Here is a 14,321-nt window from a genome sequence, read left to right as displayed (position 1 = left end):
CCGCGCCGCCGCGCTCTGCGGGGGCGCGCGCCGGCGTGTCCAGCGCTTCAAGCAAGGAGCTTTAGAGCTTGAATTAAGATGCAACACCTTACCGCGCGGGCTGTCAATAGGTCTTGACTTGGACCTGTCAGCCGGGCCCGATGACCGGGCGGTGCGGGCGTACGCCGGCCTGCCGTACGGGAAGGCGGTAGGTCTCGCCGCGCATGAGGTAGTGGACCAGGTGCGACAGCCCCGAGCGCCGGACGTGCTGCTGGAAGTCCTTGAGTGGGGAGGCGAACGCCTCGTAGTCGTCGTAGTGGACGGGCAGGGCCGACTCCGGCTGCATCAGCCCGAGCCACTCCACCCCCTGGGCGCCGTCCATGGTCACCGTGACGCCGAGGATCCGCGTGCCACCGAGGTGCACGATGCCGACGTCGATGTCGGGGAAGCGGCGCGGGATCTCCGACAGGCACTCGTCCATGATCGTGTCGCCGCTGATGTGCAGGCGCAGGTCCACCTCGCCGGCGTGGGCGAAGTCGAGCACGCTCCCCATCACCGGCGGCATCAGCGCGTTCGCCGGGCCCGGCGCGTGCCGGGCGGGCGTGGCGGTCACCGTCAGCGTGCCGTCGCCGTGGCGCTCGTGGTGGTACTCCCAGGGTTCCAGGCCGATGGCGTGGCCGAACCCCTGCCGTCGCAGCCGGGCCGCCGCGTGGCGGGTGGTGACGATCGGCACGTCCTTGTCGAGGCCCTTCCTGGCGATCCTGTCCCAGTGGTCGCCGTGCAGGTGCGACAGCACGACCAGATCCAGGGGCGGGAGCTCCGAGATCTCCATCGCCGGCTCGGTGCGGCGGCGGGTGCTCAGCCCCCAGCCGAGATGGGCCCGCTGCCCCTTGTGCAGGAAGTTCGGATCCGTCAGCACAGTGAACCCGTGAGAACGGATGATCATGGTGGCGTTTCCCACGAAGAACACGGTCGCGTCCGCTGGATCGGGCATGACGCCTCCCCTCTCCCAGGCTTTCAGGCTACGTAAACCACCACAAATAACCCGAAAGCGGGGTGCGGTTAGCTAGCCGGGGACGAGTGAGAACCCGAGCTGGGAATACAGCTCCAGCAGGTCGAAATAGTCCCGGTGGGCGACCACGAGGCCGTTCTTCGCGTGACACGCCCCGCAGCCGCGTACGGTGATCCGCCGACCGCTCGCGCCCGCGACACCGCCGTCCGGCAGCGCGAAGGACCCGGTGTGCGTGCCCGTCATCGTCCACTCGCTGAAGCCGGGATCGGCGCACTCCACCCTGTTCCAGACCGTCATGGCCATGTCGGAGAAGCCCTTGAACATGCTCTCCCAGTATCGGACGATCTGCTCGCGCCCCTCGCACACACCCAAGGGTGTGGCCAGGACGGCGTGCCGGTCGTAGCACGTCGACAGCCGGTCCAGGTCATGAGCGTTCACCGCGTCCAGCACGCGGTCCGCGAGCTGTCGGCCGTCAGGCATGGCGGATCACTCCCCAGGGCGTACACCCACGGTAACGCCGCCATGGCAAAGGCCGTCCGCAGGAGACGCAACACCGCCGGATGCAACGTGTGAAGGGCCTGCGGCGTCCCTGGAGTCGTGGACGACACGCCATGTGTACCCCGGTGAGCCCGGGGTCCACATGGCCTGGCGCGTCAGGGGTCACACCGGCCGGGGCCGCGCGGCGCGGGCCAGGGCGACCGCGCTCGCCGTGCCGGCCGCCGCGGCCAGCGCCAGCCACCAGGCGGTCGTGCCCATCGCCTCCGGCCGCGGCGGGTCGGCCAGGGCGAGGAACACCGCGCCGAAGACCGCCACACCGCTGAGCTGGCCGAACTGCATGGTCGTCGTGAGCAGGCCGCTCGCGTCGGCGGCGCGGGCGGGCGGCACGTGGACCAGGGCGTGCGTGAGCAGGCTGGTCGAGACGCCCAGCCCCGCGCCGTACACCACCAGCGCGGCCCACATCACCGGGCCGCCGGTCGCCGAGACGGCCAGGCCCGCCGTGCCGAGGACGCTGAGCGCCAGCCCGGCCGGTGGCAGCAGGTGGTGGATCCGCCCGGGGAGCCCGCGCCAGTAGAAGCTGCCCAGCCCGAACGCCCCCGCCATGGGCAGGAACGTGAGCCCGGCACGCAGCGGGCTCTCCCCGAGGACGCCCTGCAGGTGCACGGCGAACGTGAACAGAAACCCGCCGTAGGCCACCATCAGCGCCATCAGCGTCGTCAGGCCCGACGGCATGCCGGTCGCGCGCAGCACGTCCAGGTTCAGCAGCGGGTCGCCGCCGCGTGCCGCCGTACGGCGCTGCGCCACGACGAACACGGCGGCGAGCGCGACCCCCGCGGCGATCGAGGCGTACGTCCAGACGGGCCAGCCGGCCTCCCGGCCCAGCACGAGCGGGAGCACGACCAGCAGCGTGGCGGGCAGCGCGAGCGCGAGGCCCCGCAGGTCGAGCCGGCGAGAGCCGCGCGGCCGGTCCGACGGCGCGTCCGACGGCACCAGCCGGGGCACCGCGAGCGTCAGCAGGACGCCCACGGGGACGTTCACGAGGAACACCGGCCGCCAGCCGGTGCCGGCCACGTCGGCGCCGACCAGCACCCCGCCCAGCGCCAGCCCGACGACCGAGCCGGCCGAGAGCACCGCGGTGTACGCACTCAGTGCGGTGGCCCTCGCCCTGCCGGTGAACCTGGTCTGGATCACGCTCATGATCTGCGGGACCATGACCGCCGCCGCGGCCCCCTGGACGAACCTGAAGGCGATCAGCGTCCCGGCGTCGGGCGCGAGCCCGCACAGCAGTGAGCCCGCGGTGAAGCCGGAGACCCCGATCACGTACATGCGGCGTCTGCCGTACAGCTCGCCGAGCCGGGCGCCGGTGATCAGCAGGGTCGCGTACGCGATGATGTAGCCGCCGACGACCAGTTGCAGGGCGGCCCCGGACGCCCCCAGGTCGGCGCCGATCCTGGGAATCGCCACGTTGACGATGTAGAGGTCCAGCAGCCCCATGAACTGGCCGGCGAGCAGCACCGCCAGCATCGGCCAGGGCCGTACGGCACGGGCCGGGGCGGGGCGGACGGTATGGCTGATTGTCACTCTTTGTCCTTCCGCAGTGGGTCCGCCGGTACATACCGGCGCTGGGCGGAGAACTCATCGATGAGTTCCGCCGGGCGCGGCGGTAGATACGGGTGACGGCGACGCGACGCGGGAGAGCACATGTGGAGTGACGAGGAGTTCGAGCGGATCACCGAGCCCTACCGGCGTGAGCTGATGACGCACTGCTACCGGATGCTCGGCTCGGTGCACGACGCGGAGGACCTGCTGCAGGAGGTCATGCTGCGCGCGTGGCGGGCGTCCGGCGACTACGACGAGCGGCGGGCCTCCCCACGCACCTGGCTCTACCGCATCGCGACGAACGCCTGCCTCACGGCACTCGAACAGCGCGGGCGCAGGGCCCTGCCGTCCGACCTCACCGGCCCCGGCGACGACCCGGACGCGGGACCGCGACGGCGGCTGCCGGAGGTGACCTGGCTGGAGCCCGTCCCCGACGCGCTGGTGGACCCCGCCGCGGTCGTCGCGTCGCGGGGCGGGATCCGGCTGGCGTTCGTCGCGGCCCTGCAGCACCTGCCGCCGCGGCAGCGGGCGGTGCTCATCCTGCGCGAGGTGCTGGCCTGGCGGGCGAGCGAGGTCGCCGGCCTGCTGGAGACCTCGGTCGCCGCGGTCAACAGCGCCCTGCAGCGCGCCCGTGCCCAGCTCGCCCGGGTGGCTCCCGCCGAGGACGACCTGGCCGAGCCGGACGACCCGGCCTGCCGCGACCTGCTCGACCGGTACGTCGCGGCGTTCGAGAAGGCCGACGTCGAGGCCCTGGAGCGGCTGCTGCGTGAGGACGCCGTCCTGGAGATGCCGCCGTACCTGTCGTGGTTCTCGGGGCGGGAGGCGTTCGGCCGCTTCATCCGCTGGGTCTGCGCCACCCGGGGCCCCTGGCGGATGGTCCCCACGCGCGCCAACGGACAGCCGGCGCTCGCGGCCTACCTGGACGGCGGCGACGGCGTCCTCCGGGCGCACTCGCTCCAGGTGCTCACGATCGCCGAGGACGGCATCGCGCGGAACGTCGTGTTCGGCGACCCCGCCCTGTTCGCCGTCTTCGCCCTGCCGCCCGAGCTCTAGCGGAGGAAGGCCGCGACCTCGCGGACGAAGGCGTCGGGGGCGTTCTCGTGCACCAGGTGCCCGGCCGGGATCGTGACGTGCGCGGCGCCGGGGATGCGGCGGGCCATCTCGGCGACCCGGTCCTGGGGGATGTGGCTGTCCGGCCCGCCGCCGATCACGAGCGTGCGCGCGGTGATCCGGCCCAGCCGCCCCAGCCAGGCCGGGTCGGGGTGGTCGATCTGCGGCCTGACCGCCTCCACCATGGCCCAGTCGAACGACAGCGGTCCCTCCGGCCGTACGAGCGGGGGCGGGTCGCGCGGCACCGGGAGCGGCACGTCCTCCAGGACCAGCGTCCGCACCCGGCCCGGCCGCTCGGCGGCGAGCAGGTAGGCCACGACGCCGCCCATCGAATGCCCGATCACGTCCACCGCGTCGAGCGACAGCGCGTCGAGGAAGGCGAGGACGTCGTCGCGCATGAGTTCCAGGCCGTAGTCCCCCGGCCAGTCGCTGGCACCGTGGCCGCGCAGGTCCAGGGCGTACGCGTGCCGGTCGGCGGCCAGCGCCGCGGCCACGCCGTCCCAGCCGGCCATGCCCTCGCCCAGGCCGTGCAGCAGGATCAGCGGCGCGGCGTCGTCCGGGCCGTACGTCCGGTACGCGATCCCGACGCCGTTGGCCTGAACCACCACATGAGCCGTCACATTGCGACGATATAACCCCGATAAACCCCTATGGGAGCAACAGGCACACCAAGTACCATGACGCCGGAAAACGGGATCACCGTTGATCACGGATACGGCCGATCCCGCATGCCGGGTGGCCGGAGGCTGCTCGTACCGCGGGAGGTCAGGTGTCCGCACTGCGGCGTGGACTGTGGGCGCCGGTCGCCCTCTCCTACGTCACCTTCATCCTCGTCGGCCTGAGCGCCGGCGTGGGCGGGGTGCTGCTGCCCGCGCAGATCGACGACTACGGCCTCGACAAGGCCACGATCGGCACGCAGTTCTTCACCTTCTCCGCCGGATTCATGCTGGCCGGATCGACCGCCGGCCTGCTGATCCACCGCTTCGGGATCCGGGCCTCGCTCATCGTCGGCGGCGGCACGTTCGTGCTGGCCGGCCTCTACTCGTCCATGCGCCCGCCGTTCCTGGCCTTCGTGGCGGTCCAGATCCTGGCCGGGTATGGCACGGGCATCCTCGAATCGGTGCTGAACGCCTACCTCACCGACCTGCCCGGGGCGACGACGCTGCTCAACCGCCTGCACGCGTTCTTCGGCGTCGGCGCACTGCTCGGGCCGCTGCTGGCCACCTGGATCCTGACCGCTCTGCCGTGGACGGCCGTGTGGCTGGTCCTGGCCCTGGTGTGCCTGCCGCTGCTGGTCGGCTTCCACCTGACCCTGCCCGCCCGCGAGGCCCCGCCGCCCGCCTCGGCCGAGGAGCAGGCGGAGCGTCCGGGCCTGCTGGCCACCGCGTCGCGGCAGCCCGCCGTCCTGCTGGGCGCGGTGTTCCTGGCCGTGTACGTCGGCCTGGAGATCAGCGTGGGCAACTGGGGGTTCACCTTCCTGGTGGACGAGCACGGGCAGGGGAGCCTGCTGGCCGGATACACCGTCTCCGGCTACTGGCTCGGGCTCGCCCTCGGGCGCTTCCTGATCAGCCCGGCGGCCACCAGGCTCGGCATGACCGCGACCGGGATGACCTTCGTCTGCCTGGCCGGCATCACCGTCAGCTCGGTTCTGACGTGGATCGCGCCGGGTGCCGTGATGGCCAGCGTGAGCTTCGTGCTGCTCGGCTTCTGGCTCGGGCCGATCTTCCCCACGACGATGGCCGTCGCGCCGCGGCTCACCGTGACCCGGCTGGTGCCCACGGCGATCGGGCTGCTGAACGGGGTGTCGGTGGTCGGCGGGGCGGTGTTCCCGTGGCTGGCCGGGGCGATCGCGCAGGGCGTCGGGGTCTGGACGCTGCCGCCCTTCGCCGTGGCGCTCGCCCTGCTGCAACTGCTCTTCTGGTGGCTCGTGGTGGGCCGCATGAACCCGGCCCCCCGCACCGCTACCTAGCGGCGGCGGGACCTGGTCAGCTCGAACGCGGCGACCGTGGCGAGGCCGTACCCGAGGTGTGGGACCAGGTCGGACATCCAGCCGCCGACGCCCCACTCACGCGGGTCGGTCAGCCCGAGCGCGGTCATCGGCGCGTTGCCCGCGACCGCCGCGGCCACCCCGACCCCGGTCGCCGCGGCCGGGAGGCTGACCCTCCGCCGTACGGCATGGCGGAACAGGCCGTAGGCCAGGCCCACACCGATGCCGGTGAGGATGCCGAGCATCGGCCCGAGCCCCTGCTCCCGGTTGCTGCGGGCGTCCTCCTCCTCCCCGAGACCGACGTGGAGCCGCTCGCTGACCGCGCCGGCCGCCTGCTCCGGCAGCGAGCTCGCCGGTCGGCCGCGCACCGCCATGTCCAGATAGGTGATCGTGTTGAGCACGGTCGTCCCGGCCGCTCCCGCGACCGCCCCCGCCGCCATGTCGCGATAAATCCCCATAGCGGTCGCTTAACCGGGCGGGGCCGGCTCAAACGACGCGCGCCCGCACGAGAATCAAGGGGAGATATAGGGTCGTCCAGGTGACGGTAAACGACACTCCGGGGGACGGAATGGACCGAGAGCTCACCCTGATGGCCGTGCACGCGCACCCCGACGACGAGGTGATCGGCACCGGCGGGATCCTGGCGAAGTACACGGCCGAAGGGATCCGTACGGTCCTGGTGACGTGCACCAACGGCGAGCAGGGGGACGGCCCCGGCGGGGTGAAGCCGGGCGAGCCCGGCCACGACGACGCCGCGGTCGCCGAGCGGCGGCTGGCCGAGTTGCGCGAGTCGGTCGCCCACCTCGGCATCGATCACCTGGAACTGCTGGGCTACCGCGACTCCGGCATGGACGGCTGGGACGGCAACGGCCACGCCGACGCGTTCGCGAACGTGCCGGTCGAGACGGCCGCCGCCAGGCTCGCCGAGCTGATGGAGCGCTACCGCCCGCAGGTGATCGTCACCTACGACGAGAACGGCAACTACGGGCACCCCGACCACATCCAGGCCCACCGCATCGCGGTCGCGGCGGCCGAGAAGACCGGCATTCCGGACAAGTTCTACTACACCGCCGTGCCGCGTGAGGGCATCCGGCAGATGTTCGAGTTCATGCGGGCGAACGGCATGGCCCCCGACTTCGAGCTGCCCGACGACTTCGGCACGCCCGACGAGCTCATCAGCAGCGTCGTGGACGTCTCGCCGTACGTGGAGAACAAGCTGAAGGCCCTGCAGGCCCACGCGAGCCAGGGCGAGAACATCCCCTTCCTGAGGATGCCGCCGGAGGCCCAGCACCAGGCCTTCTCGCGCGAGTACTTCATCCGGACGACGTCCCGGGTGGCCGCCCCCGACCAGGAAGACGACCTGTTCGCCGGCCTGCGCTGACGCCCGCCCCGGGCGACAACCGGTGAAACGCCGCGCCCCGGCCGTCAGGTGCCGGGGCGCGGCCTGGCGTTGGCCTCGGCGATGGACGCGCGGAGCTCGGTCGGCAGGCGGGCAAGCGCACGCGCGGACGGCCGCCGGCCCACGTCACAGGTTCGTCGGGTGCACCGGATTCGCCGGGGCCGACAGCGTGCGCGCGAGCCAGCCGGTGACGAGTTCCTCGACCCGCGCGTCGATCGGCTCGCGCGCCTCACGCCGGTAGGCGCGCAGCGACGGCGGCCCGGGCTGCCTGCGCAGGATGTGGCTGAGATCGGGGATCACGTGGGTCTCGATCGGTCCCGGCACCAGCTCCGCCATGCGGGCCAGATCCTCCGGGTTCACCTGGAGATCCTTGTCTCCCGTGACGGCCAGCACCGGCGCGTGGATCCGGGCGAGATCGGCCGCGGGATCGTAGTCGAGGAACTCGCGGGTCCACCGGGCGTTCACCCGGACCCCGCCGATGCGGGCGACGTCCGTCGTCGTACGGCGGATGCGCTCGTGGTTCTTCGTCACCTTGGCGACCAGGTCGGTGCGGGTGAGGCGCAGCACGGCGCGGACGAACGCCGGCAGGGTCGGCGCGAGACGCGCGGCCTGCCAGCGCAGCGTCTCCGCCCCGCTCCCGGCGGTGCCGGCCAGCAGCACGACCGCCGCCACCGCGGGGTCGTGGGCGGCGAGGTTCGCCGCGATCAGCGCGCCCTCGCTGTGCCCGGCCAGCGCCACGTGGCCGGGGTCGAGTTCCGGACGTTCGCGCAGCGCGGCCAGCGCGGCTCCGGCGTCGTCCATGTTGTCGCGGAACCCGGCCGCCAGGAAGCGACCGGTGCTGGCCCCCACTCCCCGCTTGTCGTATCGGAGGGACGCGATCCCGGCGGCCGCGAACGCCGCGGCCAGCTGACGGGTCACCCCGAGGGGGAGGCGCCGGTGGTCGGAGTCACGGTCGACCGGTCCCGAGCCGGGGACCAGCAGCACCGCCGGGAAGGGCCCGTCGCCGTCGGGCAGGGTCAGCGTGCCGGCGAGCCGCTCGCCGCCCGAGGCGAAGGCGAGGTCGATGTCGCGCATCGTGCCGGTCCTTCTCAGGCGCCGGAGAGGGTGGCGACCACGGCGCGCGGGTCGTCCACGCCCAGCAGCAGGGAGGAGTAGCCGTGTCCGTCGAGGTGGATCCGCACCGCCGGCTGGCCGTGGCGCACGTCGACGAACTCCCTGCCCGACCGGCTGTGCCACGTGCCGAGCTTGCGAAGCCCGGGCACGCCGAGGCCGGTGCGCACGCCCCGGGCCGCGCCGAGCGCGTCGTCCACGATCTCGGCCGAACGGACCGCCGAGCGCGGGACGCGCAGGTCGGCACGCAGGGCGGCGGCCTTCTCCGCGGCGGTGAGGCGGACTTCGACGGCGTCGGCGGTGACGGTCACGGTGCTCATGGCATCCCTCGCAGGTTGTCGCTTCGGTGAGGCTGATTGTTCTCGATTATGAGAATGATGTCAAATGTGAGAACGTAGTGGCCATGACGACGGCCGAGTTGCTGCTGCACCCGATCCGGCTGCGCATCGTCCAGGCGCTCCTGGGCGAGCGGATGCTGACGACGGCCGACCTTCGCGCGGAGCTTCCCGACGTGCCGCCCGCGACCCTCTACAGGCAGGTCGCGGCGCTGGTCGAAGGCGAGGTTCTCGAGGTCGCGGCGGAGCGCAAGGTGCGGGGCACCTTCGAACGGACCTACCGGCTGCGTACGGCCAACGCGCACGTCAGCGCCGAGGAGGCGGCCGGGCTGAGCGCGGAGGAGCACCGTCAGGCGTTCATGACGTTCATCGCGTCGCTGCTGGCCGACTTCGACCGCTACCTCACCCGCGACGACATCGATCTCGGGCGCGACGGAGTGGGATTCCGGCAGGCGGCCATGTACCTCAGCGACGAGGAGTTCCAGGACTTCCTGCGGGACCTGCGAGAAGTGCTCGGCCCGAGGCTCGCCAACCAGCCCGCGCCGGGCCGCACCCGGCGCCTCCTGTCCACCATCGTCATGCCCGCCTGAAGCGGTCAGGCACCGGCCTGGAGGAGGCGCCGTCCGAGGGCTTCGGCGGCCTCCCGCAGTTCGCGTGACCCGACGATGCGGAAGGGCGCCCGGATCGCCGTGAGCTGCCGGACGTACCAGTCCGGTTCGTCGGTGCTGCCCACCAGGCGCGTGGTGGTCGCGTCGATCGCCTCGCGGCGGCCCAGGCTGCGCGGGATCCACTCGGCCACGGCCTCGGCGGGCGCGTCGACGACGACCTCCACCTCGTGCCGCCACCCTGCCGACAGATGGTCCTCCAGCATCTCCGCCGGATCGAGATCGGCCGGAGGGACGGCCGGCATGTCGAGCACCTCGACGCCCGCCACCTTGTCCACCCGCAGCACCCGGCGGGCGTTCTTCGTGTGCGACCAGCACAGCAGGTACCAGCGACCGCGGCGTACGACGACGGCCCACGGGTCGACCTCCATGACCCGCTCTTCCCCGGGGCGGATGCGATATCCGAGCCGCAGCCGGCGGTGCGCGGCGCAGGCCTGGACGAGGACGGCGGTGGTCTCGGGGCTGGGAGTCCTGGCCCCGGGCTCGGGGTGTCTCGTGCTCAGGCTCCGCACCGCCGCGGCCGGCTCGGCGACCGCCTCGGGAAGCACCCGCAAGATCTTGCCGAGCGCGCCGCCCACGGGATCGGCCGGGTCCGCCGAGTCGTGGTGGCCGTCCAGCACGGCCATCACCAGCCCGAGCGCCTCGGCCTGCGTGAACATCAGGGGAGGCAGCCGGAGCCCCCGGCCGACGCGGTAACCCCCGTAGGGGCCGCGAACGGACTCGATCGGGATGCCGGCCTCGCGCAGGATGCCGACGTAACGCCGGGCGGCCCGCTCGGAGACGCCGAGCCGGCCGGCCAGCCGTTCCGCCGTGATGCCGGGGCTGCTCTGGATCAGTTCGAGGAGCAGGAGCGCCCGCGCGGTCGGGCTCTCGTCGTGCGTCATTCGGCAAACCGTCACATTCCGGAAGTGGATCGTCCGGAATGCACCGTAGCCTGTCCCCCATGACCGAAAACGTCCTTTATGAGCCGCCGGTCGCGGGCGACGAGATCGACACCTTGCTGGGCTCGCTGGACCGCCAGCGCCGGATCTTCGCGTGGAAGTGCGGCGGGCTCGACGCGGCCGGCCTGCGGGCGACCACCGCCGCGTCGTCCATGACCCTGGGAGGGCTGCTCAAGCACCTGGCCCTGGTGGAGGACGACATGTTCTCCCAGAAGCTGTTCGGGCGACCGCCGGCGCCGCCGTGGGACACGGTGGACTTCGACGCCGACCCCGACTGGGAGTGGCGCACGGCCGCCGACGACACTCCCGAGCAGTTGACGACGTTGTGGCAGGACGCGGTGGCCCGCTCCCGGGCCGGCGTACGGCAGGCGCTGGCCGAGGGCGGCCTCGGACGGCTCGCGGTGTACACCGGCTCCCGCGGCGAGTCGCCCAGCCTCCGCCGCCTGCTGATCGACATGATCGAGGAGTACGCCCGCCACGTCGGGCACGCCGACCTCATCCGCGAGTCCGTCGACGGCCTGGTTGGAGAGGACCAGCCGGCGGAATGAGGCAGGACATCACCGAGCCGATTCCCCCCGATCGGCTTGTCATCGTCCCCGCCAACCGGGCGTCGTGGGACGACCTGCAGGCGATCTTCGGCACGACCGACTGCCATTGCCAGCGCTACAAGATCTTCACGTACCAGTGGGGCTCGGTCTCCGACGCCGAGCGTGCCGCGCGCCTGCGCGAACAGACGGGCTGCGGAACCCCCGGAGCCCGGTCGACCAGCGGTCTCGTGGCCTATCTGGACGGTGAGCCGGTCGGGTGGTGCGCGGTCGAGCCCCGGACGGCCTACCCCCAGCTGACCCGCACCCGCGTCCCCTGGAGGGGGCGGCAGGAGGACGAGACCGACGACAGCGTCTGGGCCGTGACCTGCTTCGTCACTCGGAAGGGCTTCCGCCGGCGTGGGGTGACGTACGCGCTCGCACGTGCCACGATCGACTTCGCGCGAGAACGGGGAGCCCGGGCCCTGGAGGCATACCCGATGATCACCAGACCGGGCGCCGAGATCACCTGGGGCGAGCTCCACGTCGGCAGCCGCGACGTCTTCCTCGACGCGGGGTTCACCGAGGTGAGCAGGCCGACCCTCAGGCGAGCCGTCGTACGGATCGACTTCTGACCGTCCCGCCGGGGTTCGGCGCGGTCAGTCCGAGATCGCGATGCGGAGGCGGCGGAAGCCGCGGCCCTTGCTCTCGATCTTGGCGACCTTGATCCTGCCGATCTGCTTGGTCGAGGCGACGTGCGTGCCCCCGTCGGCCTGGGTGTCCAGGCCCACGATGTCGACGATCCGCACCTCGGGGATGCCCTCCGGCACGAGGTTCGTCGCGGTGCGGATGATGTCGGGGATCGCGAAGGCCTCCGCACGAGGCAGCACCCGTACGTCGATCCTGCGGTCGGCGGTGATCTCGGCGTTGCACGCGTCCTCGATCGCCTCCTTGAAGCCGGGAGGCACCTCGGGGAGGTTGAAGTCCATCCGCGCGGTCATCGGCTCCATGTTCCCGCCGGTGACCAGGGCCCCGTAGTCGCGGAACACGACGCCGCACAGCACGTGCAGGCCCGAGTGGGTGCGCATGAGCGCGGAGCGGCGCTCGTCGGCGACCGCCGCCCGCACGACCGTGCCGGCGGGCGGGATCGGATCGTCCGCCGCCGGGACGAGATAGAGGTCGTCTCCCTTGCGCACGCCCTCGATGCGGGTCTCGACGCCCTGCCACAGCAGCACGCCGTGATCCGGCGGCTGGCCTCCGCCGCCCGGGTAGAAGGCCGATCGGTCCAGGACGATCCCGTCCGGTGTGGCCTCCAGCACGACGGCCTCGAAAGACCGCAGGCCCTGGTCGGTCAGCTCCAGCCGCCTCGTCCGCCCGTGAAGATCGAACGTCACCTCACCGAGTCTAGTCACGGCCGCCGGGCCGAGGCCCATCCCGGGCGCGGGCCGTACGGTCCGCGCCCGGGTGGTGTCATCGGTCAGGACCGGAATCGCCAGCCGGGCAGGCCGGGGACGGGTCCGGACGGCACGGGCCACGGGGCCCGGCGCAGCGTGGCCTCAGCGGGCGGCACCGCCGGGCAGCGGGTGCCCCGGGCCGGGAGCGCGCGCGAGACCAGGTAGCGGTCGAACGCTCCCGTCGTGCAGTCCCCGCGACCGTACATGCGGTGTCCCCAGCCCTCGTAGGTGAGCAACACGCCGGCGCGGCCGATCTGCCTGGCGGTGCTCGCCGCCCAGACGTAGGGGGTGGCCGGATCGTGGATCGCGTTGCCCAGCAGCACCTGCGCGTTCGGGGCGACCCGGAGCTGATGCTGCGGGTCGGGAATCGGCGTGGGCTGACCGAGGCAGGCGGCGACCATCGCGATCGCCAGCGGGCTGATCCGCATGTCCGGCGCGATCCTCGCCGCCCGGTTCACGTGCGCGGCGTACTCACGGAAGTCGCGCACGGGCAGGAAGTAGTCCTCGCAGAACACCTGCGCCGGATTCTCGACGACCTCGTCCTCCTGCCGGCGCGGCTCGGCCGGCGGCGCGGGGGGCTGGACGCCGGTGTCCAGCGCGACGAGCACGTCCGCGAGTTGCGACCAGGCCGGTCCGTAGAAGGCACCGAAGACCAGGGAAAGCAGGGAGGTCCGGTTCAGGGAGACCGACGGGTCCCCGGGGAACGGCAGTTCGCCCCGGTCGGCGCGGGCGATCAGGCCGGCCCACAGTGCCCGCACGTCCTTCCCGTGCAGCGCGCAGGTCTCGGTGCGGTCGCACCAGGAGACGAACTCGTCGAACGAGTCCTGCACCGTCGCGGTCTCGGTGTCGAGGAACGCCTGGGTGCCCAGGCTGTGGTCCATGTTGCTGTCGAGCGCCAGGGCCCGTACGCGGCCGGGGAAGCGCTCCGCGTAGAGCTGCCCGATCAGCGTGCCGTACGAGACCCCGTAGTAGGTCAGCTTCTCGTCGCCGAGGGCGGCGCGGATGGCGTCGAGGTCGCGCACCACGCTGAGCGTGTCGACGTGGTCGAACAACGGCCCGGTGCGCGCCCGGCAGTCCTCGCGCAACCGCTGGTTGTAGGCGACGAGGGCGGTGAAGTCGGCCTGGCTTCGCAGCGCGAGCGGGTCGGGCGCCTGGTAGGCGAGGGCGGCCGAGCAGACGACGGGGTGACTGCGCGCGACGCCGCGCGGGTCGAAGCCGACGACGTCGAAACGGCGGGTGATTTCCCCGCTGAAAGCAAGCCTTTGTTCGAGGACGGCGTCCACGCCCGATCCGCCGGGACCGCCCGGATTGATGACGAGCGAACCCACCCTGGCCGCCGGGTCGGTCGCCTTGCGCCGGACGAGCGCGAGGTCGATGGTCGCGCCGCGGGGCCGGGCCCAGTCGATCGGCACGGCCAGCGTGCCGCAGTCGGCGGTGGGGTCGTCGGCACAGGGCGTCCAGGTGACGGATGCGGTGGGCCCGCCTCCGCCCTGCTCGGCGGTGCCCGCGGCGACCGGCGAGAGGGGAAGCAGGGCGGCGATGAGGGATGAGACGACGACGGCTAATCGCGCTCGCACACGGCCTCCATTGTCGAGTGACAACATGGAGCACCAATTGTGGGCAATTCATGTCAATACGGGAATCCGACTGAAGACGGAAAAGCGCCTCATCCGTTGGGCGTATTCATGTCTGATTCGCCCGTTGTGTT

16 protein-coding genes are annotated in these 14,321 nt (G+C 72.3%); 6 read left to right on the top strand and 10 right to left on the bottom strand.

Going from position 1 to position 14,321, the window contains the following annotated elements; genetic code table 11:
• Positions 1-127: 127 nt before the first annotated feature.
• The 3 genes from QSK36_RS11540 to QSK36_RS11530 all read right to left on the bottom strand — a co-directional run bounded on the left by QSK36_RS11540 (position 128) and on the right by QSK36_RS11530 (position 3,070).
• A complete protein-coding gene (locus tag QSK36_RS11540; protein ID WP_285782378.1) occupies positions 128-973 on the bottom strand; it encodes an MBL fold metallo-hydrolase in 846 nt (281 codons plus the stop codon).
• A 72-nt stretch (positions 974-1,045) separates the two neighbouring features.
• Positions 1,046-1,471, bottom strand: a complete 426-nt coding sequence (locus QSK36_RS11535; RefSeq protein ID WP_285782377.1) for an ester cyclase — start codon at positions 1,469-1,471, stop codon at positions 1,046-1,048.
• A gap of 180 nt (positions 1,472-1,651) precedes the next feature.
• On the bottom strand, positions 1,652-3,070 hold the full coding sequence (locus tag QSK36_RS11530) for an MFS transporter (RefSeq protein ID WP_285782376.1): 1,419 nt from the start codon (positions 3,068-3,070) through the stop codon (positions 1,652-1,654).
• Between the two features lie 120 nt (positions 3,071-3,190).
• Between QSK36_RS11530 and QSK36_RS11525 the strand changes: the two genes are divergently transcribed.
• Positions 3,191-4,141 (top strand): sigma-70 family RNA polymerase sigma factor, encoded by a 951-nt coding sequence (locus tag QSK36_RS11525; RefSeq protein WP_285782375.1) that lies wholly within the window; start codon positions 3,191-3,193, stop codon positions 4,139-4,141.
• Here the strand turns inward: QSK36_RS11525 and QSK36_RS11520 are convergent.
• Positions 4,138-4,818 carry an alpha/beta fold hydrolase gene (locus QSK36_RS11520; RefSeq protein ID WP_285782374.1) on the bottom strand — a complete coding sequence of 227 codons (681 nt, stop codon included), beginning with the start codon at positions 4,816-4,818 and terminating at the stop codon, positions 4,138-4,140. The genes QSK36_RS11525 and QSK36_RS11520 overlap by 4 nt on opposite strands.
• A 149-nt stretch (positions 4,819-4,967) precedes the next feature.
• On the opposite strand from QSK36_RS11520, the gene QSK36_RS11515 reads away from it, so the two are divergent.
• Positions 4,968-6,167 carry an MFS transporter gene (locus QSK36_RS11515; protein ID WP_221263849.1) on the top strand — a complete coding sequence of 400 codons (1,200 nt, stop codon included), beginning with the start codon at positions 4,968-4,970 and terminating at the stop codon, positions 6,165-6,167.
• On the opposite strand, the gene QSK36_RS11510 is transcribed toward QSK36_RS11515, so the two are convergent.
• A complete protein-coding gene (locus QSK36_RS11510; protein WP_285782373.1) occupies positions 6,164-6,643 on the bottom strand; it encodes a hypothetical protein in 480 nt (159 codons plus the stop codon). The genes QSK36_RS11515 and QSK36_RS11510 overlap by 4 nt on opposite strands.
• Before the next feature lie 80 nt (positions 6,644-6,723).
• On the opposite strand from QSK36_RS11510, the gene QSK36_RS11505 reads away from it, so the two are divergent.
• Complete coding sequence (locus tag QSK36_RS11505) at positions 6,724-7,566, top strand: PIG-L family deacetylase (protein ID WP_285782372.1); 843 nt, start codon at positions 6,724-6,726, stop codon at positions 7,564-7,566.
• Positions 7,567-7,710: 144 nt separating this feature from the next.
• On the opposite strand, the gene QSK36_RS11500 is transcribed toward QSK36_RS11505, so the two are convergent.
• Together QSK36_RS11500 and QSK36_RS11495 are read right to left on the bottom strand one after the other, a co-directional pair.
• The gene (locus QSK36_RS11500; protein WP_285782371.1) at positions 7,711-8,658 is read right to left on the bottom strand and encodes an alpha/beta hydrolase family protein; all 948 of its coding nucleotides are present in this window, start codon (positions 8,656-8,658) and stop codon (positions 7,711-7,713) included.
• Between the two features lie 14 nt (positions 8,659-8,672).
• Positions 8,673-9,014: a hypothetical protein gene (locus tag QSK36_RS11495; RefSeq protein ID WP_183537885.1), complete on the bottom strand. Its 342-nt coding sequence runs from the start codon at positions 9,012-9,014 to the stop codon at positions 8,673-8,675.
• 83 nt (positions 9,015-9,097) lie between these two features.
• On the opposite strand from QSK36_RS11495, the gene QSK36_RS11490 reads away from it, so the two are divergent.
• On the top strand, positions 9,098-9,619 hold the full coding sequence (locus QSK36_RS11490; RefSeq protein WP_285782370.1) for a helix-turn-helix domain-containing protein: 522 nt from the start codon (positions 9,098-9,100) through the stop codon (positions 9,617-9,619).
• 5 nt (positions 9,620-9,624) lie between these two features.
• Here QSK36_RS11490 and QSK36_RS11485 read toward each other — a convergent pair whose 3' ends face one another.
• Positions 9,625-10,578, bottom strand: coding sequence for a helix-turn-helix transcriptional regulator (locus QSK36_RS11485; protein ID WP_285782369.1), 954 nt, complete (start codon positions 10,576-10,578; stop codon positions 9,625-9,627).
• Between the two features lie 59 nt (positions 10,579-10,637).
• On the opposite strand from QSK36_RS11485, the gene QSK36_RS11480 reads away from it, so the two are divergent.
• Both QSK36_RS11480 and QSK36_RS11475 read left to right on the top strand, forming a co-directional pair.
• Positions 10,638-11,183, top strand: a complete 546-nt coding sequence (locus QSK36_RS11480) for a DinB family protein (protein WP_183537888.1) — start codon at positions 10,638-10,640, stop codon at positions 11,181-11,183.
• Positions 11,180-11,794, top strand: coding sequence for a GNAT family N-acetyltransferase (locus tag QSK36_RS11475; RefSeq protein ID WP_285782368.1), 615 nt, complete (start codon positions 11,180-11,182; stop codon positions 11,792-11,794). Before QSK36_RS11480 ends, QSK36_RS11475 begins: the two co-directional genes overlap by 4 nt.
• A gap of 24 nt (positions 11,795-11,818) precedes the next feature.
• Here QSK36_RS11475 and QSK36_RS11470 read toward each other — a convergent pair whose 3' ends face one another.
• The gene (locus tag QSK36_RS11470) at positions 11,819-12,553 is read right to left on the bottom strand and encodes an alanyl-tRNA editing protein (protein ID WP_285782367.1); all 735 of its coding nucleotides are present in this window, start codon (positions 12,551-12,553) and stop codon (positions 11,819-11,821) included.
• 83 nt (positions 12,554-12,636) lie between these two features.
• On the bottom strand, positions 12,637-14,190 hold the full coding sequence (locus QSK36_RS11465; protein ID WP_285782366.1) for an alpha/beta hydrolase: 1,554 nt from the start codon (positions 14,188-14,190) through the stop codon (positions 12,637-12,639).
• Between the last annotated feature and the right edge of the window lie 131 nt (positions 14,191-14,321).

This window comes from Microbispora sp. NBRC 16548, from assembly GCF_030268985.1.
GTDB classification, from domain to species: Bacteria; Actinomycetota; Actinomycetes; order Streptosporangiales; family Streptosporangiaceae; genus Microbispora; species Microbispora catharanthi.
This window is presented reverse-complemented; position numbering and strand designations above follow the sequence as displayed.

Coding starts and splice junctions, on each gene's coding strand:
- QSK36_RS11500 (WP_285782371.1), bottom strand. CDS start 8,658: ATGCGCGACATCGACCTCGCCTTCGCCTCGGGCGGCGAGCGGCTCGCC.
- QSK36_RS11485 (WP_285782369.1), bottom strand. CDS start 10,578: ATGACGCACGACGAGAGCCCGACCGCGCGGGCGCTCCTGCTCCTCGAA.
- QSK36_RS11535 (WP_285782377.1), bottom strand. CDS start 1,471: ATGCCTGACGGCCGACAGCTCGCGGACCGCGTGCTGGACGCGGTGAAC.
- QSK36_RS11510 (WP_285782373.1), bottom strand. CDS start 6,643: ATGGGGATTTATCGCGACATGGCGGCGGGGGCGGTCGCGGGAGCGGCC.
- QSK36_RS11480 (WP_183537888.1), top strand. CDS start 10,638: ATGACCGAAAACGTCCTTTATGAGCCGCCGGTCGCGGGCGACGAGATC.
- QSK36_RS11490 (WP_285782370.1), top strand. CDS start 9,098: ATGACGACGGCCGAGTTGCTGCTGCACCCGATCCGGCTGCGCATCGTC.
- QSK36_RS11540 (WP_285782378.1), bottom strand. CDS start 973: ATGCCCGATCCAGCGGACGCGACCGTGTTCTTCGTGGGAAACGCCACC.
- QSK36_RS11475 (WP_285782368.1), top strand. CDS start 11,180: ATGAGGCAGGACATCACCGAGCCGATTCCCCCCGATCGGCTTGTCATC.
- QSK36_RS11495 (WP_183537885.1), bottom strand. CDS start 9,014: ATGAGCACCGTGACCGTCACCGCCGACGCCGTCGAAGTCCGCCTCACC.
- QSK36_RS11525 (WP_285782375.1), top strand. CDS start 3,191: ATGTGGAGTGACGAGGAGTTCGAGCGGATCACCGAGCCCTACCGGCGT.